This window comes from Curtobacterium sp. VKM Ac-1376 (assembly GCF_015351025.1).
In the GTDB taxonomy this organism is placed as follows: Bacteria; Actinomycetota; Actinomycetes; order Actinomycetales; family Microbacteriaceae; genus Curtobacterium.
Map to the genome: position 1 here is coordinate 256,356 of NZ_JADKRV010000001.1, position 26,203 is coordinate 282,558.

Below are 26,203 nucleotides of genomic sequence, written 5' to 3' on the forward strand. Positions count from 1 at the left end.
GTTTCGGTCGCGACCATGGCGCACCGGCACCGGCACCGGCACCGGCACCGGCACCGGCACCGGCACCGGCCAGACGGCCGGCGGTCACCGCGCGATGCGCGCTGCTACAGCCAGCTCGGCAGCCAGTAGTGCGACCGGACGAAGTCCCACGGCACCTGCATCGCGGTCCACATCGGGTACCAGTACACCGACGCGAGCACGACGACGACCAAGTACACGCCGACCCAGATGATCGCCCGCGTCCGCCGGTGCCGATCGTCGTTCCGTGACCCGAGCACCAGTCCGATCGCGGCTGCCAGTGCCATCACCATGAAGGGCTCGAAAGCGATCGTGTAGAACTGGAACACGGTCCGGTCGACGTACATCAGCCAGGGCAGGTAGCCCGCGGCGACGCCGAGCAGCACGAAGCCGTACTCCCACCGCCGGCGCAGCACCCAGAGCACGAGCAGTGCCACCGTCGCGATGACCGCCGCGTACCAGATGAACGGGTTCGCGATGCCGGTGATCGCCTCGCCGCAGCGCGATGCCCAGCAGCCGTCCTGGCCGCCGTCGGTGCCGAGGTAGAACATCGACGTGGGCCGCTGCATCACGAGCCAGAGCAGCGGATTCGCCTGGTACGAGTGCGGGGTCTGGAGCCCGATGTTGAAGTTGTAGATCTCGGACTGGTAGTGCCACCAGTTCTGCAGGCTGTCCGGCACCCATGCCAGCACGCCGGTCCAGCGCTCGCCGCCAGAGGTCAGCCAGTTCCGGTCCCAGCCGTCCTTCGACACGAACCAGCCGGTCCACGACGCGACGTAGGTGACGGCGGCGATCGGCACGGTGAGCAGGAACGAGACCGGTGCCTGCTGCAGCAGCGCGCTCGACGACCAGAACTCCACCCCGGCGCGGCGCCGCATCATCATGTCGCTCAGCACGGAGTACACGGCGAAGAACGCCAGGAAGTACAGGCCGGACCACTTCGTCGCGGTCGCGAGCCCCAGGGCGAGTCCCATCGCGAACAGCCAGGGCCGCCACCAGAGCACGGGTCCCCACAGGGTGGTCCGGCCCGCAGCTGCCCGGGCTGCGACCCACTCGTCGAGCCTCCGTTGACTCTGCCGTCGGTCGAGCAGCAGTGCGCCGAACCCCAGGACCACGAAGAACGTCAGGATGCCGTCGAGCAGCGTCACCCGCGACATCACGATGGCCTGGCCGTCGATCGCGAGCAGGAACCCGGCGAGCGTGCCGATCATGGTCGAGCGGAACAGCGACCGGGCGATCACCGCGGTGAGGAACACCGTCGCGATGCCGAGGACGGCCACGGTGAAGCGCCAGCCGAACGCGTTGTCCGCGCCGAACAGCAGCATGCCGAGCCCGACCAGGTACTTGCCGAGCGGCGGGTGCGCGATGAACTCCGCGGCACTCGTGAAGATGTCCGTCTCACCGCGGACGAAGCGTTCGTCGGTGGTCGGCGACGAGTCGTCGCCCGGGTTGGCCGGCCATGTGCCCTCGTACCCGAGGTGCACGATCGACCAACCGTCCTTGACGTAGTACGTCTCGTCGAACACCAGCGAGTGCGGGTTGCCGAGGTTCGCCAGGCGGAGCACGGCGGCAAGCAGGGTCACCGCCAGGGGTCCTGTCCAACGCCACAGTGCGATGCGGCGGGACGTGGACAGCACCCGACCCCACCAGTCGTCGAGGCGCGAGCCGACCGGCCCGTCGGGCACGGCCGTGCGGTCGTCGGTCAGCTCGCTGGTCATCGGTGAGCATCCTACGGATCGACCCCAGGTCCGTGCTGCGACGGCGGTGCGAGGGTGGCCGGGCCGCGCCGCGGCCGGACTGCGACGACAATGGGTGGGTGATCGTCCTCGCAGCAACGCCCATCGGCAACCTCGGGGACGCCTCGCGCCGTCTCGTCGAGACCCTCTCCAACGCCACGGTCGTCGCGGCGGAGGACACCAGGACCGCCATCCACCTCATGCGCGCCCTCGGCATCGAGAACCGTCCGCGGCTCATCGCCCTGCACGAGCACAACGAGCGGGCGAAGGCGTCCGAGGTCGTCGAGCTCGCCCGGGACGAGGACGTCGTGGTCCTCACCGACGCGGGCATGCCGGCGATCAGCGACCCGGGCTTCCCGCTGGTCGAGGCCGCAGCGGCTGCCGGTGTGACCGTCACGGCACTGCCCGGACCGTCCGCCGTGCTGATGGCGCTGGCCGTCTCCGGTCTGCCGACCGACCGCTTCACCTTCGAGGGGTTCCCGACGCGGAAGGGCGGGGAGCGGCGCCGGGCGTTCCAGGCGCTCGCGGGGGAGCAGCGGACGATGGTGTTCTTCGAGTCGCCGCACCGGCTCGCGGACACGCTCGCCGACATGGCGTTCGGCTTCGGGGGCGATCGTCGGGCTGCGGTGTGCCGTGAGCTCACCAAGCTGTACGAAGAGGTCCGGCGCGGGACGCTCGACGAGCTCACGGCCTGGGCGTCCGAGGGGGTCAAGGGCGAGATCTGCATCGTGGTGGGCGGTGCCTCGGAGGCCACGGAGGAGGCCACGCTCGACGACGGGGTCCGCCTCGTGCTCGAGCGGGTGGCCGCGGGCATGCGCATGAAGGAGGCCGCCGCGGCGGTCGCGGACGCGACCGGGCTGTCGAAGCGCGACCTGTACGAAGGGGCGCTCGCGGCGCGCTGAGCGGGGGACGTCACGTTCGCGTTCGTCGGCCGGGAGGCGCGGGGCGGGCCCGCCACGGGCCTCCCGGATCCGGTTTTCCACAGTCCACCGCCGAGCGCGTCATCCGGCTTCCGCGCGCCCGTAGGATGGTCCGCATGTCCGACGGGTCCTCGTTCAGCATCACCACGCCGATCTTCTACGTGAACGACGTGCCCCACATCGGGCACGCCTACACCGAGGTCGCCGCGGACGTCCTCGCGCGCTGGCACCGGCAGCGCGGTGACGACACCTGGCTGCTCACCGGCACGGACGAGCACGGGCAGAAGATCCTGCGCACCGCCTCGGCGAACGACGTCACGCCGAAGGAGTGGGCCGACCGCCTGGTCAACGACGCCTGGAAGCCGCTGCTCGACACCGTCGACGTCGCGAACGACGACTTCATCCGCACCACCGACGAGCGCCACGAGCGTGGCGTGACCGCGTTCCTGCAGAAGCTCTACGACGACGGCTACATCTACGCCGGTGAGTTCGAGGGCTTCTACTGCGTGGGCTGCGAGGAGTACAAGCAGCCGAGCGACCTCGTCGCCGGCACCGGTCCGTACGAGGGGCAGCAGGTCTGCGCGATCCACTCGATCCCGGTCGAGGTGCTGTCCGAGCGCAACTACTTCTTCCGCATGTCGGACTTCGAGCAGCGCCTGCTCGACCTGTACGAGTCGAACCCGCTGTTCATCCAGCCGGAGAGCGTCCGCAACGAGATCATCTCGTTCGTGAAGCAGGGTCTTCGTGACCTGTCGATCTCGCGCTCCAGCTTCGACTGGGGCATCCAGATCCCGTGGGACAGCGACCACGTGCTCTACGTGTGGTTCGACGCCCTGCTCAACTACGTCACGGCGCTCGGTTACGGCACCGAGGACGACGAGGCGTTCCAGCGTCTCTGGCCGAGCGTGCACATCGTCGGCAAGGACATCGCCCGGTTCCACGCCGTGATCTGGCCGGCGATGCTCATGGCCGCGGGGCTGCCCGTGCCGGAGCGCGTCTTCGGTCACGGCTGGCTGCTCGTCGGCGGCGAGAAGATGTCCAAGTCGAAGCTGACCGGCATCGCGCCGTCGGAGATCACCGACACGTTCGGGTCCGACGCCTTCCGCTACTACTTCCTCCGCGCGATCATCTTCGGGCAGGACGGCAACTTCAGCTGGGAGGACATCTCGGCCCGCTACCAGGCGGAGCTCGCGAACGGCTACGGCAACCTCGCCTCGCGCCTGGTCGCGATGCTGCAGAAGTACTTCGACGGTGCCGTGCCGTCGCGCGGTGAGCTGACCGCGTCGGACGAGGCGATCGACTCCCTGGCGGTGGCGGTCACCGAGCGTGCCGACGCAGCGATCGCGGCCTTCGCGCCGCACGAGGCAATCGCCGCCGTGTGGGAGCTCGTCGACGCCCTGAACGGGTACATCACGGAGCAGCAGCCGTGGGCCCTCGCGAAGGACGATGCCAACCGCGAGCGGCTCGGCACCGTCCTGACGACGGCGCTCCGCGGCCTCGGCACCGTCACCGTGCTGCTCTCGCCGGTGATGCCGAAGGCGACCGAGAAGCTCTGGGCCGCGATCGGTGCCGGTGGCTCCGTCGCCGAGCAGCGCGTGGACCGCGCGTTCGAGTGGCAGGGTGCCGCGCACGTCGTCGCCCTCGAGAGCGGGCTCTTCCCGCGCATCGAGCAGGCGGAGCAGGGCGCAGCGTGACCGACGCGGATGCGCACGTCCGGTCCCGCGGCGACGGATCGTCCGGCGGCTCGAAGCGCGACCTGACGTACCCACCGCTGCCCCAGGCGCTCGTCGTGCCGGTGTACGACAACCACACGCACCTGGAGATCGCCGACGGCGTTGGCGACGGCGGCGACGGTCCGCTCGAGTACCGCGAGCACCTCGACCGCGCGTCGAGCGTCGGCGTGCGCGGCGTCGTGCAGGTCGGCACCGACCTCGCCACCTCGCAGTGGTCGGCGTCGATCGCCGCGCGCGAACCGCGTGTCCTCGCAGCCGTCGCGCTGCACCCGAACGAGGCACCCGTGCTGCAGGAGCAGGGGCTGCTCGACGACCACCTCGCCGGCATCGAGCAGTTGGCGTCGCTGCCGCGCGTCCGGGCGATCGGTGAGACCGGCCTCGACTTCTTCCGCACGGGCGAGGACGGCCGCGACGCCCAGATCCGCTCGTTCGAGGAGCACATCCGCATCGCGAAGGAGCACGACCTCGCGCTGACGATCCACGACCGCGACGCGCACGACGCCGTGGTCGAGGTCCTCGACCGCGTCGGTGCCCCCGAGCGCACCGTGTTCCACTGCTTCTCCGGCGGACCAGACCTGGCCCGGCTCTGCGCCGAGCGCGGGTGGTACATGTCCTTCGCCGGCACCGTTACGTTCAAGAACGCCGCGCTGCTCCGCGAAGCGCTGGTGGTCGCGCCTCGGCACCTGATCATGGTCGAGACGGACGCGCCGTTCCTCACCCCCACCCCGTACCGCGGACGTCCGAACGCCCCGTACCTCATCCCGCTCACGCTGCGGTCGATGGCGGAGACCATCGGCACTGACGCCTCGATGCTCGCGGCGCAGATCGCCTCGACCACCGAGCTCGTCTACGGTGCGTGGGACGCCGAGCCCGTGACGGTGGACGAGTAGGCGTGGGCGCCCTGCTCGGCCCGGCGGAGATCCGGGAGCTCGCCACCGAACTCGACGTCACCCCGACGAAGAAGCTCGGTCAGAACTTCGTGCACGACGCCAACACGGTGCGGCGCATCGTGTCCGTCGCCGGCGTGACCCCGTCGTCGCAGGTGCTCGAGATCGGGCCCGGACTCGGATCACTGACGCTCGGCCTGACCGAGACCGGCGCGCCCGTGACCGCGGTCGAGATCGACAAGCGGCTCGCCGCCAAGCTGCCGTCGACGGTGGCGTCGATGCAGCCAGACGCCACGCTGACGGTCGTGCAGCAGGACGCCATGACCGTCGCTGCGTCGGACCTGGACGTCGAGCCCACCCACCTCGTCGCGAACCTGCCCTACAACATCTCGGTACCCGTGCTGCTGCACCTGCTCGCGACCTTCCCGTCGATCGAACGGTCGCTCGTGATGGTGCAGGCCGAGGTCGGGTACCGTCTCGCCGCGGGTCCCGGCAGCAAGGTCTACGGTTCGCCGAGCGTCAAGGCGGCCTGGTACGGGTCGTGGAGTACTGCCGGGCTCGTCAGCCGTCAGGTCTTCTGGCCGGTCCCGAACGTCGACAGTGTCCTGGTTGCCTTCGACCGGCACGAGCCCCCGGGGGACGAGGTCCTGCGGTCGCGGGTGTTCTCCCTGGTCGACGCGGCGTTCCAGCAGCGGCGGAAGATGCTGCGGCAGAGCCTGTCCGGGGTGCTCGGCGGCAGCGCGCACGCGTCCGAGGTCCTGACGGCGGCGGGGATCGACCCGACCGCACGGGGCGAGGCGATCGGGGTCGACGACTTCGTGCGACTCGGGCGGACGGTGCTGGCGGCGGCGGAGTAGCGCCCCGGGTACATCGCCCTGCTCCTGCGAGAGACGAAATACCGGACGGCCGCCGCGTGGTGTTCCGAAGCTGAGGAGCGAGCGCGGTGTTCGGTGACAACACCACGCGTGGTGCGAGGTTCCGTGGTCCGTGCGAGCCGAAGCGCCTCGCACCAAACACGCAACCTCGCACCGTGCTGACGCCGCGCTGGCGCCGCGCGGCGCACGCGCGTCAGTGCTCGCGGGACGCCATCATCTCGAGGATCTGCTGGTGGTTGCCGTTGCGCTCGGCGAAGCGCAGGGGGTGCACGTTCTGCACCAGGATCTCGGGCGATGCGCCAGAGGACAGCAGGGCGATGACCTCGTCGGCGAAGGCGTCGAGCGGCATCCCGCCGAAGTCCGCGCCACCCATCAGGTCGGTCATGACCGCCGGCGGTGCGAGCTCGAGCACCTCGAGCGACGACCCGACGAGCTGCTGGCGCAGGGCCTGGGTGTAGGAGTGCACGCCGGCTTTCGTGGCGCTGTACGTCGGCGTCGCGGTGAGCGGCACGAACGCGAGGCCGGAGGTGACGGTCATCAGCGTCGCGGCGGGCTGCGCGAGCAGGTGCGGCAGGAACGCGTCGATGAGCCGGATCGTCCCGACCAGGTTCGTCTGGATGGTCTCGATTGCGTCGTCCATGTGGTCGGAGGAGCGAAGGTCCTCGTTGCGCATGATGCCGGACATGGTGATCAGGGCATCGAGCGACGGGTACGCGTCGAGCACCGAGGCGGCAGCGGCATCGATCGACGAAGCGTCGGCGACATCGATCTGCACGGTGCCGAAACCGTGCTCGGCGGCGAGGGAGTCGAGCAGCGCCTGTCGGCGACCGCCGATGACGACGGTGCTGCCGGCGGCCTGCAGCCGCTGGGCCAGTGCGAGACCGATTCCCGAGGTGGCGCCGGGGATGAAGACGGTGGAGTTCGTGATGTCCATGTCCACCACGATGCTCCGCGGTCGCTGCGGCAACCAGAGCGCGGTCATCGGGGGATCGGCGATCCCTGGCACACGCGCGGGAACCGGACCATGATCGAGCCATGGACCGTGCCGCGCTCGCCGACTTCCTCCGCCGTCGCCGCGAACTGCTGCGCCCCGAGGACGTCGGTCTCGGGCACGGCCCGCGCCGCCGCACGCCTGGTCTCCGGCGCGAAGAGGTCGCTTCGCTGGCCGGCATGTCCGTCGACTACTACACGCGCCTCGAGCAGCAGCGCGGCCCCCAGCCGTCGGAGCAGATGATCGCCGCGATCGCCCGGGCACTGCGCTGCAGCCTGGACGAGCGGGATCACCTGTTCCACCTGGCCGGGCAGAACGCCCCGACCCGGATGCACCGCGCCGACCACATCGACCCGGCGATCCTGCGTGTGCTCGACCGGCTGGAGGACACCCCGGCGGTCGTCGTGAGCCACCTGGGCGAGACGCTCGTCGAGAACCGGCTCGCTGCGGCGCTCCTCGGCAGCTCGGTCGACCTGCCGGGTAACCGGCGGTACCAGGCGTGGCGCTGGTTCGTGACGGGTGAGGAGCTCACGAAGTACGCCCCGGAGCAGCACGAGCGACTGGCCAGGGTCGTGGTGGCCTCGCTCCGGGCGACGGCTGCGCTCGCGGGGCCGGGAGACCGGCGCGCGACCGAACTGATCGCCGAGCTCGAGGCGCGGAGCCCGGAGTTCCGTGAACTCTGGGCCCTGCACGAGGTGGCGACGCGCTGGTCGGACAACAAGACCATCGTGCAGCCGGAGCTCGGACGGATCACCGTCGACTGTCAGGTACTGCACACCGACGACCAGGCGCAGGCGCTGCTGCTCTTCACCGCGCCTCCGGGGTCGGAGGACGCGCAGAAGCTCGAGCTCCTCGGCGTCGTCGGACAGCAGACGTTCGCTGGCTGACCCTCGCACGGTGCGAGGTTCCGTACTCCGTGCGGCGGCGAGCAGGTCGCACCGAGTGCAGAACCTCGCACGGGACGAACAGAACCCGGAAGCAACGCCGCGTCACACACTTGGCCGCGTGCCGTACACCCTGCCTAGGGTGGGGGCGTGAGCACTCCGCGCGTGTACGTCATCCACGAGAACCCCGAGTGGTTCCCCCCGCTCGCCGCCGCCTTCGAGGCCGAGGGCGTCCCGGTCGAGGAGATCCTCCTGACCGAGGGGCAGATCGACCTCGGTTCCGAACCCGCGCCGGGCGTCTACTGGTCCCGCATGTCCGCGAGTTCCCACACCCGCGGCCACGAGCACAGCAAGGAGTACACCCGCGCGGTCCTCGGCTGGCTCGAACGAGCGGGTCGCCAGGTCGTCGGCGGCAGCCACGTCCTCGAACTCGAGGTCTCGAAGGTCGCCCAGCACGGCCTCCTGCAGCAGGCCGGGTTCGACGTGCCCCGCACCACCGCCGTGTTCGGCACGACGACCCTCAAGGACGCCGCCCGCACCTTCACCGACGGGCAGGACGTCCCCTTCATCACGAAGCACAACCAGGGCGGCAAGGGCCTGGGCGTGCGACGGTTCGACTCGCTCGCCGAGTTCGACGCCTACGTCGACAGCCCCGAGTTCGAGGCCCCGGTCGACGGCATCACCCTGCTGCAGGAGTACCTCACCGCCCGCGAGCCCTTCATCACCCGCGTCGAGTTCGTCGGCGGCGAGTTCGTCTACGCCGTCCGCGTCGACACGAGCGCCGGCAGCTTCGAGCTCTGCCCCGCCGACGCGTGCGAGGTCCCGCAGGTGATCGCCGGTGCCGTCTGCGACGTCCCCGGTGCCGACGCTCCCGCGGGCGCGTCGGCAGCGTTCGCCGTCCGGCAGGAGATCACGGCCGAGCACCCGCTGGTCCAGAAGCTCCGCACGTTCCTCGCCGACCAGCGGGTCACCATCGCGGGCGTCGAGTTCATGGAGACGACGGACGGCCGCACCGTCGTCTACGACATCAACACGAACACGAACTACAACCCCGCGGTCGAGGAGTCGGCGCCGGCCTCCGGCCCGCGCTCCATCGCACGCTACCTCGGCGGGCTGCTGGAGACGCAGTACGCGCCGCAACTGACGGCCTGACAACGCAAGAACCACCGGACTGGAGGCCCGTGGCGGGCCCGCCACGGGCCTCCAGTCCGTCCCGCGCCCCTTCCCGGGCACTCCCCACCTCCCCAAGGAACTCACCCCGTGCGATTCGGATACTGGACCCCGCTCTTCGGCGGCTGGCTGCGCAACGTCGACAACGAGAACATGCCGGTCACCTTCGACTACGTGAAGCGACTGGCGCAACGCGCCGAGCGGATCGGCTTCGACCTGACGCTCGTGCCGGAGCTCAACCTCAACGACATCAAGGGCACGGCCGCGCCGTCGCTCGAGGCCTGGTCGCTCGCGGCGGCCATCGCGGCGACGACCGAACGGCTCGAGATCATGGCGGCGATGCGACCCGGGTACCACCTGCCCGCGGTGACTGCCAAGCAGGCGGCGACGATCGACGACATCTCGTGCGGCCGGTTCACCTTCAACGTGGTGAGCGCGTGGTGGGCCGAAGAGGCGAAGCAGTACGGCGGGATCTTCTCCGAGCACGACGACCGCTACAAGCGCACCGCGGAGTTCGTCGAGGTCTTGAAGGGCCTGTGGCGCGAGACCCCGTACTCGTTCTCCGGCGAGTACTACGACATCCGGAACGCCCACCTCGAGCCGAAGCCGCGCGTGACCCCGCGCATCTACGCCGGCGGTGAGAGTGAGGCGGGCAAGGCCGCGATCACCGGGTACGCCGACGCCTACGTCACGCACGGCGGCACCGTCGAGGAACTCCGCACGAAGATCGCCGAGATGAAGCAGCGCCGCGTCGACGCCGGGCTGCCGCCGTTCGAGGCTTTCGGCATGGCCGCGTACGTCATCGTCCGCGAGACCGAGGAGGAGGCGCGGGCCGAGCTCGCCCGGATCACCGACGTGCAGCACGGCAAGGCGTACGAGTCGTACCAGGACTTCATCTCGAAGTCGCAGCTCGAGCACGTGCCCTCGCTCGAGGACTACTCGGTGTCGAACCGCGGTCTGCGTCCCGGGTTCGTCGGCACCCCCTCGCAGGTGGCCGACCGCATCAAGGAGTTCGAGGACGCCGGGGTCGACACGCTCCTGCTGCAGTTCTCGCCGCAGCTCGAGGAGATGGACCGGTTCGGCGAGCACGTCATCCCGCTCGTCCGGCAGACGGCCGCGACGACGGCTGCGGGCGCCTCGGAGGCAGTCTCGTGAGCACCGAGGGCGACTGGGCGTTCGAGACCCGGCAGATCCGTGCGGGATTCAAGGCTGATCCGGGGTGGGGCGCGAACGTGCCGCCGATCGCGCAGAGCGCCGGGTTCGTCTACCCGTCGGGCGAGGACGCCGCGGCACGTTTCATGCTCGATGCCCCCGGCCACACCTACTCACGCGTGAACAACCCGTCCGCAGCGGCGCTCGAGCGGCGGATCACCGACCTCGAGGGCGGCATCGGCGCGCTGGCGCTCGCGTCCGGGCAGGCGGCGACGTCGCTCGCCGTGCTCGGCGTCGCGCGGGCGGGCGACCACGTCGTGTCGAGCGCCTCGCTCTACGGCGCGACCTACACGCTCTTCGCGTCGACGCTCCGCGACCTGGGCATCACCTTCACCTTCGTGCAGGACCCGACGGACCTGTCCGAGTGGGCCGCGGCGGTTCGCCCGGAGACGAAGGCGTTCTTCGGTGAGTCGATCCCGAACCCGCGCGGCGACGTCCTGGACTTCGCCGGGGTGGCGGGTGTGGCGCACGGGGCTGGCGTGCCCCTGATCGTCGACAACACCATCGCGACGCCGTACCTGGTCCGCCCGATCGAGCACGGCGCCGACATCGTCGTGCACTCGGCGACGAAGTACCTGGCCGGGCACGGCAGCGCCATCGCCGGGCTCATCGTCGACAGCGGCAACTTCGAGTGGGCCGCCCACGCCGACCGGTACCCGCAGCTCGCGACGGTCGAGGAGTCCGGGTTCGCGAACACGGACTTCGCCGCGAAGTTCGGACGCCGTGCCTTCATCCAGCGCACCCGCTCGAAGCTGTCCGCCGATCTGGGGCCCGCGATCGCACCGTTCAACGCGTTCCTGGTGCTGCAGGGGATCCAGACCCTGTCACTCCGGATGGACCGCCACGTGTCGAACGCCGCAGCCGTCGCGACCTGGCTGGACGCACACGACCAGGTCGAACACGTGCACTACGCCGGCCTGCCGGGCTCGCCGTGGCACCACCTGCAGCAGCGCTACGTGCCGAAGGGGCCGTCGGCGGTGCTGTCCTTCGACCTCGCCGGCGGGGTCCACGCCGGGCGACGGTTCGTGGCGGCGCTCGAGCTGTTCGACCACGTCTCGAACCTCGGTGACGTCCGGTCGCTCGTCGTGCACCCGGCATCGACGACCCACGTGCAGATGACCTCGGCGGAACGGGCGGCCGCCGGTGTCGGGGACGGGCTCATCCGTCTGTCGATCGGCCTGGAGCACATCGACGACATCACCGCCGACCTGGCGCGGGGGTTCACGGCAGCCGCAGCGGGATAGGTTGGGCGCATGACCACGTTGGCCGCCCCGACCCGCGTGCGGACGCGCGCCCCCGGCAAGATCAACGTGTACCTGTCCGTCGGTGCGCTGCAGGACGACGGCTACCACGACGTGGCCACCGCGTACCAGGCGGTGTCCCTGTACGAGGACGTCACCGCCGAGCACGCGGACGACTTCTCGGTCACCTTCACGGGCCCGATCGACACGAGTGCCGTGCCGGTCGACGAGTCGAACCTGGCGATCCGCGCGGCCCGGTTGGTGGCGGACGCCGCCGGCCACCGCGGCGGGGTGCGACTGACCATCGACAAGCAGGTCCCCGTCGCGGGTGGCATGGGCGGCGGCTCCGCGGACGCGGCGGCGACGCTGCTCGCCGTCGACACGCTCTGGGGCACCGCACTCGGTCGTGAGGAACTGCTCCGGCTCGCCGCGCAGCTCGGCGCCGACGTGCCCTTCGCGTTCGCGGGTGGCACCGCCGTCGGCACCGGCCGCGGGGACGAGCTCAGCCCCGCCCTGGCGAAGGGCGAGTTCCACTGGGTCCTCGCCCTGAGCGACGACGGCCTGAGCACCCCCGCGGTCTACCGGGCGCTCGACGAGCACCGGGAGCGCTACCGGGCCGACATCGCGCCGGCGCCGTCGCACCCGGTGGTCGAGGCCAACGTGCTGCAGGCCCTGCGTGCCGGCGACCCCGACCTGCTCGCCGACTGCGTCCACAACGACCTGCAGGCACCCGCGATGCGGTTGTTGCCCCGGCTCGCGGCGACGCTCGAGCTCGGCGAGAAGTCCGGCGCCCTCGCCGGCCTGGTGTCCGGCAGCGGGCCGACGGTGGCGTTCCTGGTCGGCGACCGCGACGCAGCGCTCGAGCTGCAGGTCGAGCTCAGTGCCGCCGGCATGGTCGCCCTCCGGGCCACCGGTCCGGTGCACGGCGCCCGCGTGGTGCACTGACGCGGCGTGTGCCTGGTGCCCTGACGCCGGCGCGGACGCCGGCGCGACGGCCGATCGTCAGCGGCTGTACTTCCAGAGGATGACCGTCCCCGTGTGCCAGTGGCGCACCACGTGGAAGCCCTCGTCCTCGAGCGTCCCGGTGACCTGCGGGCGGATGTTCCGCGACTTCCCGCCGACGAACCAGACGGTGTCGATGCCGTCCAGGCGGGCGGGCACCGTCGCAGCGATGGCACCGTTGACGTCCCAGAGCTGTCCGCGCTCGGCACCGGTCTCGGCGACGGCCAGGTCCCGCATCCCGGTGAACGAGTCCGGGTAGGTGTCGGCGATGACCTGCGCGGTCGTGGTCGGGTGCCCCCAGACGCTGCCGAAGACCACGCCCTCACCGTTGTCGGTCCGCCAGTCGCGCTCGCGCTCGATGATCGCCGCGGCGTCCGCCCAGTGCGAGTCCTGTTTGGCGTGCGGCAGCCGGACGACCGTGCTGGTCGGGGCCGCCACCAGCAGCATCGCGACCACGGTCAGGGCGAGCCAGCGGCGGGGACGGACCGCGGTGATCGCGAGACCGATCAGGAGCGCGACGAACGGCAGGCTCAGGCTGGCGTACTTCGGTGAGTACAGGTGCTCGCCCGCGGCCGTGGCACCGACGAGCAGTGCGGTGGGCAGGAGCGTCAGGGGGACGGCGACCCGGACCGCCTGCGCCCGGAGCAGGTCGCGCGCTGCAGGGGAGGGTCGGCGGACGGCGCCGACGGCGAGCACCACCCCGACGGCCATCAGGACCCAGCCGAGCGCGGCGTACGGCCAGACGGCGCCGAACCACGCGGTCGCGATCACCTGCCGGACGGTGGCCCACCCGATACCGGTGATCCAGGCGACCTGCTTGGCCTGGCCGGCGGCGAGGACGATGAACGGGGACACCACGAGGGCCGCAGCGACCGCGGCGCCGGCCCAGCGCCCGAGCACCGCACGGTCGACCATCGGCGCGGCCACGGCGCCGGAGCGGCCGGTGAGGGCGGCGCGACGACGGGCCGCGCGATCGCTGATGCCGGTCCAGACGAGCACGACACCGTGCGTGAGGACGACCAGGGACAGGTAGACGTTGAACAGCACGGCGACGACGGAAAGCACCCCGTAGACCACCCACCACCGGGTCGCGTGCCGTCGGCTGCGGGCGCGCCGGACGGCGGTGAGCCCGACGAGCGTGAGCGCGACGGCGAAGGTGGTGACCGCCGCGTACGGCCGACCCTCGGTGCCGGCCCAGGCGACACGGGGCAGGAGCAGGAAGACGATGCCGGAGACGACGCCGAGCCGGAACCCGCCGAGTCGGCGGCCGAGCGCGACGACGAGACCGGCGGAGACGCCGATCGCCAGTGCGCTCGGGAACCGCAGCGTGAACGGGGAGTACCCGACCAGCGTGAACCAGACGTGCATCACGGCGTAGTACAGGCCGTGCACGGCGTCGACGTTCTGCAACTCGGCCCAGAGCGCCGGCCAGCTCCGCTGCGCGCTCGCGACGGTGGCGGCCTCGTCGTACCAGACCGACGGCACCCAGACGAAGGCCGCGGCGACGACGACACCGACGGCGCCGACGGTGATCTCGGGGGTCCGGGCGAGTGCCCGCACAGCCGCGACGGCGAGTGCCCGGAGGCGCGCACGGACCGACGCGTCCGACGTCGCGCGCCGGACCGGTACGGTGCCGGTGCGGGGGGAACTCACGCCCGCGACCGTACCGATCTGCTCTGGGCGTCCGCCGCGTCCGTGCGCTGAACTCTCACGTGCAGGAGTTCGGTGCCACGGGCCAGAATGACGGGATGGATCCCCTCGTCGCCCCCGTCGCTGCGCTGTCCCCGTGGCGGGCGCAGCTCGGTTCGCGGACCGCAGCGCTCGCCGACGTCGGCACGATCGGGCTGCGGCGGCTGGCCACATCGCGCATCCTCGTGGTCGGCGCCGGCGGACTGGGGGCGCCGGTCGTCGCGTACCTCGCGGGCGTCGGCCGGCTGACCGTGGTCGACCCGGACGTCGTCGACGCGTCGAACCTGGCGCGGCAGACCCTGTTCACGGCGGCGGACGTCGGGTCGCCGAAGGCCGAGGTCGCGGTCGCCCGTGCCGTGGCCGTCGACCCCGAGCTCGACGCGGTCGCCGTGGTCGCGTCGTTCACGCCGGACATGGTCGCCGGGCACGACGTCGTCGTCGACGCGGCCGACTCCGTCCTGGTCACCCGAGCGGTCTCCGACGCCTGCGCGGTGGCCGGCATGCCGTTCGTGTGGGGGACCGTGCTCGGCCACGACGGCCAGGTCAGCGTGTTCCGCGATGCCGGTCCCGACGGCGTCGACTTCCACGACCTGCACCCGGACGCGTTGCCCGACGAGGGGTCGTGCGCCCTCGACGGCGTCGTCCCCGCCCTGTGCGGCGCGGTCGGCGCGGTGATGGCCGCCCAGGTCTCGGCGTTGGTCGCCGGCACCGGCGACCCCCTGCTCGGACGCGTCCTGACCGTCGACGCACGGCGCTGGCTCTGGACGGAGAGCCCGGTCCGGCGCGGACCCGCATCACGTCGACCGGCACCGGTCGCCGGGCCGGAGCCCGCGCGCATCGCTCCGTCCGCCCTCGCCGCCCGCCTCGCCGACCCGTCCGACCCGGTGGTCGTCGTCGACGTCCGGACCGACGAGGAGCGCGCGGCCGGCGTGGTCGCCGGCGCCGTCCGCGACGACACCGATGCCGCCGACGTGGTCGTCTACTGCGCCCGTGGCCCCCGGGCGGTCGCGTGGGCGGCACGGCAACCGGCCGGGAGGCGCGTGACGGTCCTCGACGGCGGGTTCGAGGCCTGGCGTCGCGAGGGGCTGCTCGTCACGATCGAGCGTGACTCCTGACCCAGCGGGTCGCTTTCACCGCGCCTGCGGATACAATCAGCGGATCATGACGCAACTGCGGGTACGAGATGCTGCCGCGTTCCTCGGGATCAGTGACGACACCGTGCGCCGGCTCGTCGACGCCGGCACCTTCGCCCGTGCCACGGACGAGGCGGGTCGTGCTGTGGTCGACGGCCGCGAAGTCGCCGCGTACGCCCGCGCGCGGAGTACCGAGCTGACCGATCCGGCGTCCGAGGTGAAGCACTCGGCCCGGAACCGGTTCGTCGGCATCGTCACCGACCTGGTCGTCGACACCGTGATGGCCCAGGTCGAGCTGCAGTGCGGCCCGCACCGGGTGGTGTCGCTGATGAGCGCCGAGGCCGTCCGCGACCTCGGGCTCGAGGTCGGCGCCGTCGCCGTCGCGTCGGTCAAGGCCACGATGGTCGCGGTCGAGGCGCCCGCTCACCAGGAGGACCCCCGATGATCCGTCGGCACACCCGCTCGCTGCTCGTTCCCCTCGTCGTCGTCGTGGCGGCGCTCGGGCTGTCGGCGTGTTCCACCACCGACGCCCCGGCGGGGGCGACGTCACCGTCCTCGTCGTCGTCGTCGAGCGGGGACACAGACGTGTCGGGCTCGATCACCGTGTTCGCGGCGGCGTCGCTCCAGCAGACGTTCACCACGCTCGGCAAGGACTTCGAGCTCGCCAACCCCGGCGCCTCGATCCGGTTCTCGTTCGCGGGCTCGAGCGACCTCGTCACGCAGATCCGGAACGGTGCCCCCGCCGACGTCTTCGCGTCCGCCGACGAGGCGAACATGGCGAAGCTGTCCTCGACCGACCTGGCGAGCGGGTCGGCGCAGGACTTCGCGACGAACGTCCTCGAGATCGCCGTGGCGCCGGGCAACCCGAAGGGCATCACGAGCCTCGACGACCTGACCGGCGCCGACGTGCAGCTCGTCACCTGCGCCACGCCGGTGCCGTGCGGCGCCGCCACGGCGAAGGTCGAATCCGCGTCGGGCATCGACCTGCAGCCCGTCAGCGAGGAGCAGTCCGTCACCGACGTCCTCGGCAAGGTCGAGTCCGGACAGGCCGATGCCGGGCTCGTCTACGTGACCGACGTACGGGGTGCGGACGGCAGGGTCGACGGGGTTCCCTTCGACGAGTCCTCCCGGGCCGTCAACACCTACCCGATCGGCGTGCTGCGCGAGTCCGAGGACCCGGAGCTCGCGCGGGCGTTCACCGAGTACGTCCGCTCCTCGAGCGGCCAGAAGGTGCTCACCGCCGCCGGGTTCGGGAAGCCGTGACCCGTGTCCTCGCGGGCTGACGGACGGCCGCCGGTCGCCAGGTGGCTGCCGCTGCCCGCGGCGCTCGGCGGGCTGTTCGTCGTCGTACCGGTGCTCGCGATGCTCGGCCGGGTCGACTGGTCGTCGATCGTCGGGCTCGTGACCTCGACCGCGTCGCTCACCGCGCTCGGGCTGAGTCTCGGCACGGCACTCGCCGCGACCGGCATCGCCTTCGTCCTCGGGTACCCGCTCGCCGTGCTCTTCGCGCGGTCGCGGTCGCGCTGGGTCGGCGTCGCCCGGGCCGTGGTGCTGCTGCCGCTCGTGCTCCCGCCGGTGGTCGGCGGCCTCGCACTGCTCGCGGCGTTCGGTCGGCTCGGTGTGGTCGGGGCGTTCCTCGACGACCGCGGCCTGCACATCGCGTTCACCACGGCGGCCGTCGTCATCGCGCAGACCTTCGTCGCGATGCCGTTCCTGGTGTCCTCGGTCGAGGGAGCGCTCCGCGTCGAGGGCGACCGGTACGAGCGGGTCGCCGCGACCCTCGGGGCCGGGCCGACCCGGACGTTCCTGACCGTGACGACTCCGCGGGTCCTGCCTGGCATCGTGTCCGGGCTCGTGCTCTGCTTCGCCCGGGCGCTGGGCGAGTTCGGCGCGACCCTGACCTTCGCCGGCAGTCTGCAGGGGGTCACCCGGACCCTGCCACTCGAGGTCTACCTGCAGCGCGAGGTCGACCCGGACACCGCGGTCGCGCTGGCCGTGGTGCTCGTCGTGGTGGCCGTCGTGGTCATCGGCGCCTCGTCGTTCCGGACCCGCGGAGCCCTGGCATGACGGCGACGGGCACGGTCGGCGTCCGAGCGCACGTCGTCGTCGAACGCCGTGACGTCGACGTGTCGGTCGAGGTCGCCGCGGGGGAGTGCCTGGCGGTCATCGGCCCGAACGGCGCGGGCAAGTCGACGCTCGTCGAGGCCCTGGCCGGACTGCTGCCGATCGACGCCGGACAGATCGTGCTCGCCGACGCCGTGGTGTCCGGGCCGCGCCGCAGCGTCCCCGCCAACCGTCGCCGGGTCGGGCTCGTCGCGCAGCGAGCCGACCTGTTCCCGTTCCTCGACGTCGTCGGGAACGTCGCCTTCGGGCCGCGCGCCGCCGGTGTCCGGCGGGCAGCGGCGCGGGAGCGGGCGCTCGGCGCCCTGGCCGCCGTGGGGATCGAGTCGCTCGCGGAGCGGCGTCCGGACACCCTGTCCGGCGGGCAGGCGCAGCGCGTCGCCATCGCCCGGGCACTCGCCACCGACCCCGCGGTGCTCCTGCTCGACGAACCGACCTCCGCGCTCGACCTCGGTGTCCGCGACGAGGTCCGCGCGGCCCTCCGCGCCGCGGTCGCCGACCGACCGAGCGTGCTCGTGACGCACGACCCGGTCGAGGTCGTCGCCCTGGCCGACCGCGTCGTCGTGTTCGAGGGCGGACGGGTGGTCGAGGAGGGCACTCCGGCAGCCGTGCTCGGATGCCCGACCAGTGCGTTCGCCGCGACGTTCTCCGGACTCGCGCTGGTGCGCGGGACCGCCACCGCGGGTGGGATCGTGATCGACGGCGGGGGTGCGCTGGCGTCGGGGACGCACCCCGTGCCTCCCGGCCGTCCTGCCCTGGCCGCGTTCCACCCGACGGCCGCCGTGCTGACGCGGGACGGTACCGGGCCGGCGAGGACCGTGACGTCACTCGAACCGCGTGACGGACTGGTGCGTGTGCGGGCCGGCGACCTGGTGGCCGACCTGACGCTCGCGCGGGTCACGGCGCTCGGGATCGGACCGGGCGACACGGTCCGCATCGAGGTCCCGGCGAGGGAAGTGTCGGTCTACGCGCCCCGCGGTTGAGACAATGGTCGGATGACCTCCTGGTTCCCCAAGGTGTGGCCCGTGGCCACCCCGGTCCTGGCGGCCGTCGTGCTCATGTTCTCGTACGGCCGGTACGGACTCGGCACCGCCGTCGTCGCGGTCGTCGCGGTCGTGCTCGCCGCGACGGTGCTGGCTGCGGTCCACCACGCCGAGGTCGTCGCGCACCGCGTCGGGGAACCCTTCGGGTCGCTCGTGCTCGCCGTTGCCGTGACGATCATCGAGGTGGCGCTGATCATCTCGCTGTCGAGCTCCGGGGGTGCGCAGGCGGAGACCCTCGCCCGTGACACCGTGTTCTCGGCCGTGATGATCACGATGAACGGACTGGTTGGCCTCGCGATCCTGATTGGCACCCTGCGGCACAACACGGTGCGGTTCAACCAGGAGGGCGCGAGTGCCGCGACCATGACGGTGGCGGCCCTCGCCGTGCTGACCCTGGTGCTGCCGACCTTCACCACCGGCACCGACGACGCGTCCTTCACCGGCACGCAGCTGGTGTTCGTGGCGGTGGCGTCGCTCGTGCTCTACGGATTGTTCGTGGTGACGCAGACCGTGGCGCACCGGGACTTCTTCCTGCCGGTCAACCGCTCCGGCGGCGTGCTCGTCGAGTCCGAGGACGCCCACGCCGCACGGCCGACCGGTCGCACGACCCTGGTGTCGCTCGGGCTGCTCGTCGTCGCACTGGTCGCGGTGGTCGGGCTCGCCAAGGTCGAGTCGCCGGCGATCGAGGCCGGTGTCGCCGCAGTGGGGTTCCCGCCGTCGTTCGTCGGCGTCGTGATCGCGCTGCTCATCCTGCTCCCAGAGGGCATCGCCGCGTCGAAGGCCGCCGCTCGCAACAGGGTCCAGACCAGCCTGAACCTGGCGATGGGGTCGGCGATGGCGTCGATCGGTCTGACGATCCCGTCGATCGCGGTCGCGTCGCTGTTCATGCCGGGGACGCTGCTGCTGGGGCTCGGGCCGTCGCAGATCGTGCTGCTCGCGCTGACGATCGTCGCCGCGGTGCTCACCGTGCTGCCCGGTCGTGCGACGCGGCTGCAGGGCGGGGTGCACCTGGTGATCTTCGCGGCGTTCATCGTGCTGTCGGTCTCGCCGTAGGGCGGACCGGACCGGGCCGGGCCGGGCCGGGCCGGTCGCCGGGGCGCTGGGGCGGCCGGGTCGTTCCGGGCATACCTGGTGGAATCGGGCGTACCTGGCCGAAAGTTCCGACCCGGTACGCCCGAAAGTCCCAGGCATCGCGAGCGCTCTGGGAAGGAACGGGCGCCGCTCAGCCGCCGGCGAAGGGGGGCATCACGTCGACGACCTCGACGCCCTCGAGCGAGGTCGCCCGGTCGCGCGTGGTCACACCGTCGACGAGGTACGAGCAGCGCTCCTGCAACGCGGTCCAGCGCGGAGGATCTGCGACGGCGTCGATCGCGCCGAGCGCCGCGCCGATGGTCGCAGCCCCGGTGGTCAGCGAATCCACACCCACGGCGGCGCGGGCCGCGGCGAAGAACCGGATGGTCGTCACGCCTCAGCCGCCGATCGCGCTCATGCCGCGGGTGGGGTGCACGAGCTCGTCGCTGTCGTCACCGTGGTCGCGGGGCTTCGCCCACATCGCGAGCCGCCAGAGCTCGGCGACCTGGTCGTCGGTCGCACCGGCGCGCATCGGCCCGAGCACGTCGGTCTCCTCGTCGGAGAACAGGCAGCTGCGCACGTGCCCGTCGGCGGTCAGCCGGGTGCGGGTGCAGTCGGCGCAGAACGACTCGGTGATGCTCGCGATGATCCCGACGGTGCCGAGCGGCTCCCCGGAGACGGCATCGTGCACGCGGTACCGCTCGGCCGGGGCCCCGTCACGCGGTGCGTCGTCCGGAGTGAGCACGAACGGCGTCGCCAGCAGCGCGCGGGTCTCGGCGGCGGTCACCATCGAGGTGCGGTCCCAGGCGTGGTCGGGGTCCAGCGGCATCTGCTCGATGAACCGCAGCTCGTAGCCGCGCTCCAGGCACCAGCGGAGCAGCTCGGGCGCGGCCTCGTCGTTGATCCCGCGCAGCAGCACCGCGTTGACCTTGATGTCGAGTCCGGCGTCGTGCGCGGCCGACAGCCCGGCGATGACCCTGTCGAGGAAGGGGCGACGGGTCACGGTGGTGAAGACGTCGGGGTCGATGGTGTCGAGCGACACGTTCACCCGGCGGAGCCCGGCGTCGTACAGGGCCTGCGCCCGGTGGGCGAGGCCGATCGCGTTCGTGGTCAGCGACAGCTCGGGGGCCTCGGGCAGCGCCGCACACCGGGCGATCACGTCGACCAGGTCGTGGCGGAGCATCGGCTCGCCGCCGGTGAACCGCACCTTGCGCACGCCGAACCGCGACGAGCCGAGGCGGACGAGCCGCTCGATCTCCGTGGCGGTCATCAGGGCGTCGTCGGGGGCGAACGGCAGTCCGGCGGCCGGCATGCAGTACGTGCAGCGCAGGTTGCACCGCTCGGTCAGCGACACACGCAGGTCGACGGCCCGCCGCCCGAACCGGTCGGCCAGCCCTGCGCCGCCCGGCCCGGGCTCGGTCGGACCGCCGGTCGTGCCGAGCAGGGTCGCGGGTGCCATGGCGTCAGCGTACGTGTTCCACGGGCCGGAACGTCAGCCGCTCCCACCACCGCCGCCAGTCGGGCCGACTCGTGCGCAGCAGGGTGACGACCACGATGACGGCCACGGCGGCCAGCAGCCACCACCGGTAGGCGTCCGCCGACGGCCACACCCCGCGCAGCGCGATGGCCAGTCCGATCGACAGCCACTCCCACCGCCCCGACAGCACCACGAACGGGATGAGCAGCAGCGCGTACCAGGGGTAGCGCGGGGTCACGGCGAGGAACGTCACGCCGATCATCAGGACCTCGCCCGACCACGGTCGCGCCGGGTCGGACAGCCGCCACGCCACGAACGCGGCGAGCAGCACCAGGAGTCCGACCACCACCGTGGCGGCGTCGCCCTGGAACACCGTCGACACCAGGGCGAAGCGGGAGCCGTCCTCGTAGCCCTCCTCGCTCAGGTAGCCGGGCAGGTACCCGAGCACGTCGAGCCCGGTGGTGAGCACGTACGGCACGTAGAGCAGACCGAACACGGCGATGCCGACCGGGACCGCCCACCAGCCCCGGCCACGGCCGAGCAACGGTGGGTACACGATCGCCGGGATGAGCTTCGTGGCGGTCGCCGCGCCGAGGGCGATCCCGCCCCAGATCGGCCGGCCGAACGCGACGAGCACCACGCCGGCCGTGGCGAGGGCGGCGCCGACGACGTCGACGTGCGAGTTGGTGACCGCCTCGGACGCCACCAGCGGGGACCAGGCCCACAGCGCCGCCCACCAGGTCGGCCGCCCGATGCGTCGGAGCACCAGGACGAGCCCGATCGTGACCCCGAGCGAGACGAGCAGCCCGGCGACCTGGAACGGCAGGTACTGGGCGGTCGCCGGCACGAACGCCCGCACCCCGGCGAACCAGAGCTGGGCCATCGGCGGGTAGATCGTCGTGACGTCCGGCCGGTTGATCGCGGTGCAGTGGCCGTCCGCCCCGTCGCCGAGCCCGCGGAACCGGGGCTTCAGGGGGTCGCACGTGCCGTCCACCTTGTCCGGGAACAACCAGTCGGGTCGGAGACCGGACAGTGCCGTGGACTGGGGGGTGTGCGCGTAGGGGGAGACACCGGCATGCTGGACGATGCCGTCCCACGCGTACCGCGCGGAGTCGGTGCTCGTGTTCGGCGGGCCGACCAGCGCGGCGATGCCGATCACCACCGCTCCGCCGATGACCATCGTGGTCATCCACCGGACGGGCACGAAACGCACCGCGAGCACGGCGATCACGAAGACGGTCCAAGCGATCAGCGTCCACGCAACGAATGCAGAACGATGGCCCGATCGGAGGAACCCCAGATGCGTGACGCCGACGGCGATGACGCCCGCGAGGGCCAGCACTCCGAGGACGGCCAGCACCCCGGCGAGGGACGGTCGGAGGGCACGCAGTCGGTCGCTCATGGTCCGTCGAGGCTATCCGGCGTCCAGCGCCTGCTGCACGACGGACGAGCAGCTCTGGCGTCCCCCAACCGCAACGCCCGCTCGGCGGTCGTGCTCGGGCGCCTGCTCGGCATCGCGTTCCTGATCTGCTTCGGCACCGGGATCTACAGCCACCTGCTGCAGGAACCGCTCGGCTGGATGCGGTTCCCGACCCGTCCGACGCAGCTGTACCAGTTCACGCAGGGCCTGCACATCACGACCGGGATCGCGATCATCCCGCTGCTGCTCGCGAAGCTCAACACCGTCATGCCCGCCCTGGTGCAGGTGCCGCCGGTCCGCGGTGTGCTGCACCTGCTCGAGCGCCTGTCGATCGCGGTGCTGGTGTCCGCGTCGATCATCCAGGTCGTCACCGGCCTGCTCAACACCTACCAGTGGTACCCGTGGCCGTTCCCGTTCCGCCAGGTGCACAACGCGATGGCCTCCGTGATCATCGGGTCGCTGGCCATCCACATCGCGGCCAAGCTGCCGGTCATCGCCCGCTACTGGCGGAAGCGCGATTCCTACGACACGCACGGCCGGTTCATCGCGGACCCCGCGTCCGGCAGCGAGCTGCTCCCACCCGGCCTGGCGCAGCCCGCTCAGCGGGATCGCGCCAGCGACCCGCGGGATGCGCCGAGCGAGCTTGCGAGCGAGGGTGGTGCCTCCGCCCCGCGCGCTGCGGACTCCGAGACGGCCGGGTCCACCGCCGCCGGCCTGCTGGGCCGCGTGTTCCGCTGGATCGACGGCGTCGACGCCGCCCCCGGCGGCGGCGCCGAGTCTCGGCCCACCGGACCGGACACGGCCCCGGAGACCCGCGAGGTGTCCGAGGAGCCGAGTCTCGGCCAGCCGACGGCCGACGTGGCGGAGCCGAGCCGGGCCTCCAGGCCGACGCCGGACGCAGCCACCGGACGACGTGAGCGGATCGCCCGACGCGGGTTCTTCGCCGGCGTGACGGCGGCGACCGTCGGTGTCGTCGCGCTCACGGCGGGGCAGTCCTCGAAGCTCGCGGAACCGTTCAACGCGTTCGGCGCCCGCGGCCGCGGCATCGGTGCGAACGGCTTGCCGGTCAACCGCACCGCGCGTGCCGCCGGTGTCCTCGCCAGCGCGACCGCCGCCGACTGGACGCTCACCGTCGTCGGCCATGACGTGAGTCGGACGTTCGTCCGGGCGGAACTCGTCGCGCTCGGCACCGCGCAGGTCGACCTGCCGATCTCGTGCGTCGAGGGGTGGAGCCAGATGGCGACCTGGAAGGGCGTGCGGATGCGCGACCTGCTCGACGCCGTGCAGGCGCCGCAGGGATCGCACGTGCGGGTGACGAGCCTGGAGCGGCACGGCGGCTACCGGATCATGGACATGGGACCGGAGTACGCCGAGGACCCGACGACGCTCGTCGCCCTCGAGCTGAACGGTGCGACGCTCGACCTGGACCACGGGTTCCCGGCGCGGATCATCGCTCCGGGGCGGCCGGGTGTGCTGCAGACCAAGTGGATCGAGCAGATCGAGGTGCTCCGGTGAAGGCCGCGCGGATCGTGCTCGTGGTGATCGGCGTGCTGGTCATCGCCTTCGGGGCGTACGTGCTCGTGACGTCCGTCAAGCCGAACCGCATCGGCGGGCTCGGGGTGTGGCTGCTCGCGGCGGTGGTGCTGCACGACGCGGTCCTGTCGCCGTTCGTGGTCGGTGCCGGGCTGCTGCTGCGTCGGGCCGGACGCTCGCTGCGGGCCTGGGTGCTCGTCGTCGTGCAGGCCGCGATCGTGCTGGGCAGCGCGCTCGCCCTGGTGGTCCTGCCGGAGATCGCTGCCAAGGACCACGGCCAGAAGAACCCCACTGTGCTGCCGTTCGACTACGGCACGCGCCTGGTGCTGGTCGAGGGTGCGCTGCTCGTCGTCGTGGTGGTGGTGCTCGTGGTCGGGGTGGTGCGGTCGCGTCGCGCTGCTGGTTCGTCCGCGGTGCGCAGCACTGGTTAAAGGGACAACCTTTCAAGTAGGATGTGCCCATGACCGACGAGACCCCGTGGCTCACCCGCGAGCAGCTGCGCGCGTGGATGAAGCTCGTCGCCGTCATGGAACTCCTGCCGGCCGCGCTCGACCAGCAGCTGCAGCGCGACGCCGACCTGACGCACTTCGACTACATGGTCATCGCGATGCTCTCCGAGACCGACACCCGGACCCTGCGGATGTCGGCGCTCGCCTCGGCCACGAACGCCTCGTTGCCGCGGCTGTCGCACGTGGTGTCCCGGCTCGAGAAGCGCGGGCTCGTGACCCGGTGCCCGTCGACCTCGGACCGCCGGGCCACCGACGTCCGCCTGACCGACGCCGGGTACGCCACCATCGTCGACGCGGCTCCGGACCACGTCCGCACCGCCCGCCGGATGGTCATCGACGCACTCAGTGACGAGCAGGTCGCGCAGCTCGACGGCATCGCGGCGTCGCTCCTGACGCGGCTCGACCCCGAGCGGCGGTTCGCGGCGCTGACGTACCCCCGCGAGGACGACGACGTCGCGATCTGCGAGCAGCGGCTGACGGGTGCGGCGACGGACTGAGGCAGGCTCGCGGCTGTGTCCCTGCAATAGGCTCGCCGCATGACCGACCCCGCTGCGCCGTCCGACACGTACTCCTACCTCGGACCAGCCGGCACGTTCACCGAGGCGGCCCTCAAGCTCGTCGAGGCCGCCGCCGGCAAGCCCTGGCGGAGCGTCAACAACGTCGGCGAGGCCCTGGACGACGTCATGTCCGGCCGCTCGATCGGGGCCGTCATCGCGATCGAGAACAGCGTCGACGGCGGGGTCAGCGCCACGCAGGACGCCCTGGCCCGGATCCCCGGCGTACGGATCGTGGGGGAGTACCTGGTCCCCGTCGACTTCGTGCTCGTCGCCCGCCCGGGCACCACCCTCGCCGACGTCCGCACCGTGAACGCACACCCGGTGGCCTACGCGCAGACCCACAACTGGCTCGAGGCGAACCTTCCCGGCCACGGCCACATCCCGGCGTCCTCGAACGTCGCCGCGGCCCTCGCACTGCTCGAGGCGAACCCCACCGCCGACGCCGCCGTCGCCCCGCCCGGCATCACCGACCACCACGACGTCGTCGTGCTCGCGTCGTCGATCGGGGACAACGCCTCGGCGGTGACCCGGTTCGTGCTCGTGTCGAAGACCCTCGCGCTGCCCGAACCCACCGGTGCCGACAAGACGAGTGTCATCGTTGAACTGCCGGCCGACCACCCCGGCGCCCTGGTCGACATGCTCGAGCAGTTCGCGACGCGGGGCATCAACATGGGGTTGCTGTCGTCACGCCCGATCGGCGACGAGCTCGGTCGCTACCGGTTCGTCATCGACCTCGACGGGCACGTGCGGGACGAGCGGGTCGCGGACGCGCTGCTCGGCCTCCGCCGGTTCAGCCCGCGCGTGACGTTCCTCGGGTCGTACCCGCGCGCTGACGGTGCCCGCCCCGAGGTGCCCGCCCGCTACTCGGACGCCGCGTTCGTCGAGGCGCGCGACTGGCTGCGCGGCATCGTGTCCGGCGAGCCCGGGGCGCGGTAGCGGCACGCGCGGCGCGGGTGCCGCTACCGCGGTGGCGCGGTGGCG

Annotated in this window: 25 protein-coding genes; 19 read left to right on the plus strand and 6 right to left on the minus strand. The window is 71.9% G+C overall.

Features of this window, described 5'->3' with window-relative positions:
- Positions 1–104 precede the first annotated feature (104 nt).
- The gene (locus tag ITJ56_RS01225) at positions 105–1,736 is read right to left on the minus strand and encodes a dolichyl-phosphate-mannose--protein mannosyltransferase (protein ID WP_194626680.1); all 1,632 of its coding nucleotides are present in this window, start codon (positions 1,734–1,736) and stop codon (positions 105–107) included.
- A gap of 98 nt (positions 1,737–1,834) precedes the next feature.
- On the opposite strand from ITJ56_RS01225, the gene rsmI reads away from it, so the two are divergent.
- From rsmI to rsmA, 4 genes are all read left to right on the plus strand, one after another.
- Positions 1,835–2,656: a 16S rRNA (cytidine(1402)-2'-O)-methyltransferase gene (gene rsmI, locus ITJ56_RS01230; RefSeq protein ID WP_194626682.1), complete on the plus strand. Its 822-nt coding sequence runs from the start codon at positions 1,835–1,837 to the stop codon at positions 2,654–2,656.
- A gap of 134 nt (positions 2,657–2,790) precedes the next feature.
- The gene (gene metG / locus ITJ56_RS01235; RefSeq protein WP_194626684.1) at positions 2,791–4,368 is read left to right on the plus strand and encodes a methionine--tRNA ligase; all 1,578 of its coding nucleotides are present in this window, start codon (positions 2,791–2,793) and stop codon (positions 4,366–4,368) included.
- Entirely contained in the window at positions 4,365–5,297 is a 933-nt protein-coding gene (locus ITJ56_RS01240; RefSeq protein WP_194626686.1) for a TatD family hydrolase, read from the plus strand. Before metG ends, ITJ56_RS01240 begins: the two co-directional genes overlap by 4 nt.
- Before the next feature lie 2 nt (positions 5,298–5,299).
- Complete coding sequence (rsmA, locus tag ITJ56_RS01245; protein WP_194626688.1) at positions 5,300–6,151, plus strand: 16S rRNA (adenine(1518)-N(6)/adenine(1519)-N(6))-dimethyltransferase RsmA; 852 nt, start codon at positions 5,300–5,302, stop codon at positions 6,149–6,151.
- Between the two features lie 211 nt (positions 6,152–6,362).
- Here the strand turns inward: rsmA and ITJ56_RS01250 are convergent, their stop codons facing one another.
- Positions 6,363–7,103 carry an SDR family NAD(P)-dependent oxidoreductase gene (locus ITJ56_RS01250; protein ID WP_194627435.1) on the minus strand — a complete coding sequence of 247 codons (741 nt, stop codon included), beginning with the start codon at positions 7,101–7,103 and terminating at the stop codon, positions 6,363–6,365.
- Between the two features lie 101 nt (positions 7,104–7,204).
- Here ITJ56_RS01250 and ITJ56_RS01255 point away from each other — a divergent pair, with 101 nt between their 5' ends.
- The 5 genes from ITJ56_RS01255 (at position 7,205) to ITJ56_RS01275 (ending at position 12,612) form a co-directional block, all read left to right on the plus strand.
- Positions 7,205–8,047: a helix-turn-helix transcriptional regulator gene (locus ITJ56_RS01255; protein WP_194626690.1), complete on the plus strand. Its 843-nt coding sequence runs from the start codon at positions 7,205–7,207 to the stop codon at positions 8,045–8,047.
- A 147-nt stretch (positions 8,048–8,194) separates the two neighbouring features.
- The gene (locus ITJ56_RS01260) at positions 8,195–9,196 is read left to right on the plus strand and encodes an ATP-grasp domain-containing protein (protein ID WP_194626692.1); all 1,002 of its coding nucleotides are present in this window, start codon (positions 8,195–8,197) and stop codon (positions 9,194–9,196) included.
- Positions 9,197–9,304: 108 nt separating this feature from the next.
- The gene (locus tag ITJ56_RS01265) at positions 9,305–10,369 is read left to right on the plus strand and encodes an LLM class flavin-dependent oxidoreductase (RefSeq protein WP_194626694.1); all 1,065 of its coding nucleotides are present in this window, start codon (positions 9,305–9,307) and stop codon (positions 10,367–10,369) included.
- Positions 10,366–11,670: an O-acetylhomoserine aminocarboxypropyltransferase/cysteine synthase family protein gene (locus tag ITJ56_RS01270; RefSeq protein WP_194626695.1), complete on the plus strand. Its 1,305-nt coding sequence runs from the start codon at positions 10,366–10,368 to the stop codon at positions 11,668–11,670. The genes ITJ56_RS01265 and ITJ56_RS01270 overlap by 4 nt, the downstream gene beginning before the upstream one ends.
- A gap of 9 nt (positions 11,671–11,679) precedes the next feature.
- The gene (locus tag ITJ56_RS01275) at positions 11,680–12,612 is read left to right on the plus strand and encodes a 4-(cytidine 5'-diphospho)-2-C-methyl-D-erythritol kinase (RefSeq protein WP_194626697.1); all 933 of its coding nucleotides are present in this window, start codon (positions 11,680–11,682) and stop codon (positions 12,610–12,612) included.
- A gap of 57 nt (positions 12,613–12,669) precedes the next feature.
- Here ITJ56_RS01275 and ITJ56_RS01280 read toward each other — a convergent pair whose 3' ends face one another.
- Positions 12,670–14,322: a glycosyltransferase family 39 protein gene (locus ITJ56_RS01280; RefSeq protein ID WP_194626699.1), complete on the minus strand. Its 1,653-nt coding sequence runs from the start codon at positions 14,320–14,322 to the stop codon at positions 12,670–12,672.
- Positions 14,323–14,417: 95 nt separating this feature from the next.
- Here ITJ56_RS01280 and ITJ56_RS01285 point away from each other — a divergent pair, with 95 nt between their 5' ends.
- From ITJ56_RS01285 to ITJ56_RS01310, 6 genes are read left to right on the plus strand one after another with little or no spacing between them, the layout of a single operon-like run.
- The gene (locus ITJ56_RS01285; RefSeq protein ID WP_194626701.1) at positions 14,418–15,473 is read left to right on the plus strand and encodes a ThiF family adenylyltransferase; all 1,056 of its coding nucleotides are present in this window, start codon (positions 14,418–14,420) and stop codon (positions 15,471–15,473) included.
- Between the two features lie 46 nt (positions 15,474–15,519).
- Positions 15,520–15,936 carry a TOBE domain-containing protein gene (locus tag ITJ56_RS01290; RefSeq protein ID WP_194626703.1) on the plus strand — a complete coding sequence of 139 codons (417 nt, stop codon included), beginning with the start codon at positions 15,520–15,522 and terminating at the stop codon, positions 15,934–15,936.
- Positions 15,933–16,754, plus strand: coding sequence for a molybdate ABC transporter substrate-binding protein (gene modA, locus ITJ56_RS01295; RefSeq protein WP_194626706.1), 822 nt, complete (start codon positions 15,933–15,935; stop codon positions 16,752–16,754). Before ITJ56_RS01290 ends, modA begins: the two co-directional genes overlap by 4 nt.
- A 3-nt stretch (positions 16,755–16,757) precedes the next feature.
- Positions 16,758–17,558 carry an ABC transporter permease gene (locus ITJ56_RS01300; protein WP_194626720.1) on the plus strand — a complete coding sequence of 267 codons (801 nt, stop codon included), beginning with the start codon at positions 16,758–16,760 and terminating at the stop codon, positions 17,556–17,558.
- The gene (locus tag ITJ56_RS01305; RefSeq protein WP_194626722.1) at positions 17,555–18,595 is read left to right on the plus strand and encodes an ABC transporter ATP-binding protein; all 1,041 of its coding nucleotides are present in this window, start codon (positions 17,555–17,557) and stop codon (positions 18,593–18,595) included. Before ITJ56_RS01300 ends, ITJ56_RS01305 begins: the two co-directional genes overlap by 4 nt.
- A gap of 12 nt (positions 18,596–18,607) precedes the next feature.
- Entirely contained in the window at positions 18,608–19,708 is a 1,101-nt protein-coding gene (locus ITJ56_RS01310; protein WP_194626724.1) for a calcium:proton antiporter, read from the plus strand.
- 169 nt (positions 19,709–19,877) lie between these two features.
- Here ITJ56_RS01310 and ITJ56_RS01315 read toward each other — a convergent pair whose 3' ends face one another.
- From ITJ56_RS01315 to ITJ56_RS01325, 3 genes are read right to left on the minus strand one after another with little or no spacing between them, the layout of a single operon-like run.
- Entirely contained in the window at positions 19,878–20,120 is a 243-nt protein-coding gene (locus ITJ56_RS01315; protein WP_194626725.1) for a MoaD/ThiS family protein, read from the minus strand.
- Positions 20,121–20,123: 3 nt separating this feature from the next.
- Complete coding sequence (gene moaA, locus ITJ56_RS01320; RefSeq protein ID WP_194626727.1) at positions 20,124–21,185, minus strand: GTP 3',8-cyclase MoaA; 1,062 nt, start codon at positions 21,183–21,185, stop codon at positions 20,124–20,126.
- A gap of 4 nt (positions 21,186–21,189) precedes the next feature.
- Positions 21,190–22,605 (minus strand): glycosyltransferase 87 family protein, encoded by a 1,416-nt coding sequence (locus ITJ56_RS01325; protein WP_194626729.1) that lies wholly within the window; start codon positions 22,603–22,605, stop codon positions 21,190–21,192.
- Between ITJ56_RS01325 and ITJ56_RS01330 the strand changes: the two genes are divergently transcribed.
- Genes ITJ56_RS01330 through pheA form a run of 4 tightly spaced genes read left to right on the plus strand, consistent with a single transcriptional unit; the run spans position 22,504 to position 26,158 of the window.
- A complete protein-coding gene (locus ITJ56_RS01330; RefSeq protein WP_228516904.1) occupies positions 22,504–24,138 on the plus strand; it encodes a molybdopterin-dependent oxidoreductase in 1,635 nt (544 codons plus the stop codon). The genes ITJ56_RS01325 and ITJ56_RS01330 overlap by 102 nt on opposite strands.
- On the plus strand, positions 24,135–24,587 hold the full coding sequence (locus ITJ56_RS01335) for a hypothetical protein (protein WP_194626731.1): 453 nt from the start codon (positions 24,135–24,137) through the stop codon (positions 24,585–24,587). Before ITJ56_RS01330 ends, ITJ56_RS01335 begins: the two co-directional genes overlap by 4 nt.
- A 29-nt stretch (positions 24,588–24,616) precedes the next feature.
- A complete protein-coding gene (locus ITJ56_RS01340; protein ID WP_194626741.1) occupies positions 24,617–25,162 on the plus strand; it encodes a MarR family winged helix-turn-helix transcriptional regulator in 546 nt (181 codons plus the stop codon).
- Positions 25,163–25,201: 39 nt separating this feature from the next.
- Positions 25,202–26,158 carry a prephenate dehydratase gene (pheA, locus tag ITJ56_RS01345; RefSeq protein ID WP_194626750.1) on the plus strand — a complete coding sequence of 319 codons (957 nt, stop codon included), beginning with the start codon at positions 25,202–25,204 and terminating at the stop codon, positions 26,156–26,158.
- Positions 26,159–26,203 lie beyond the last annotated feature (45 nt).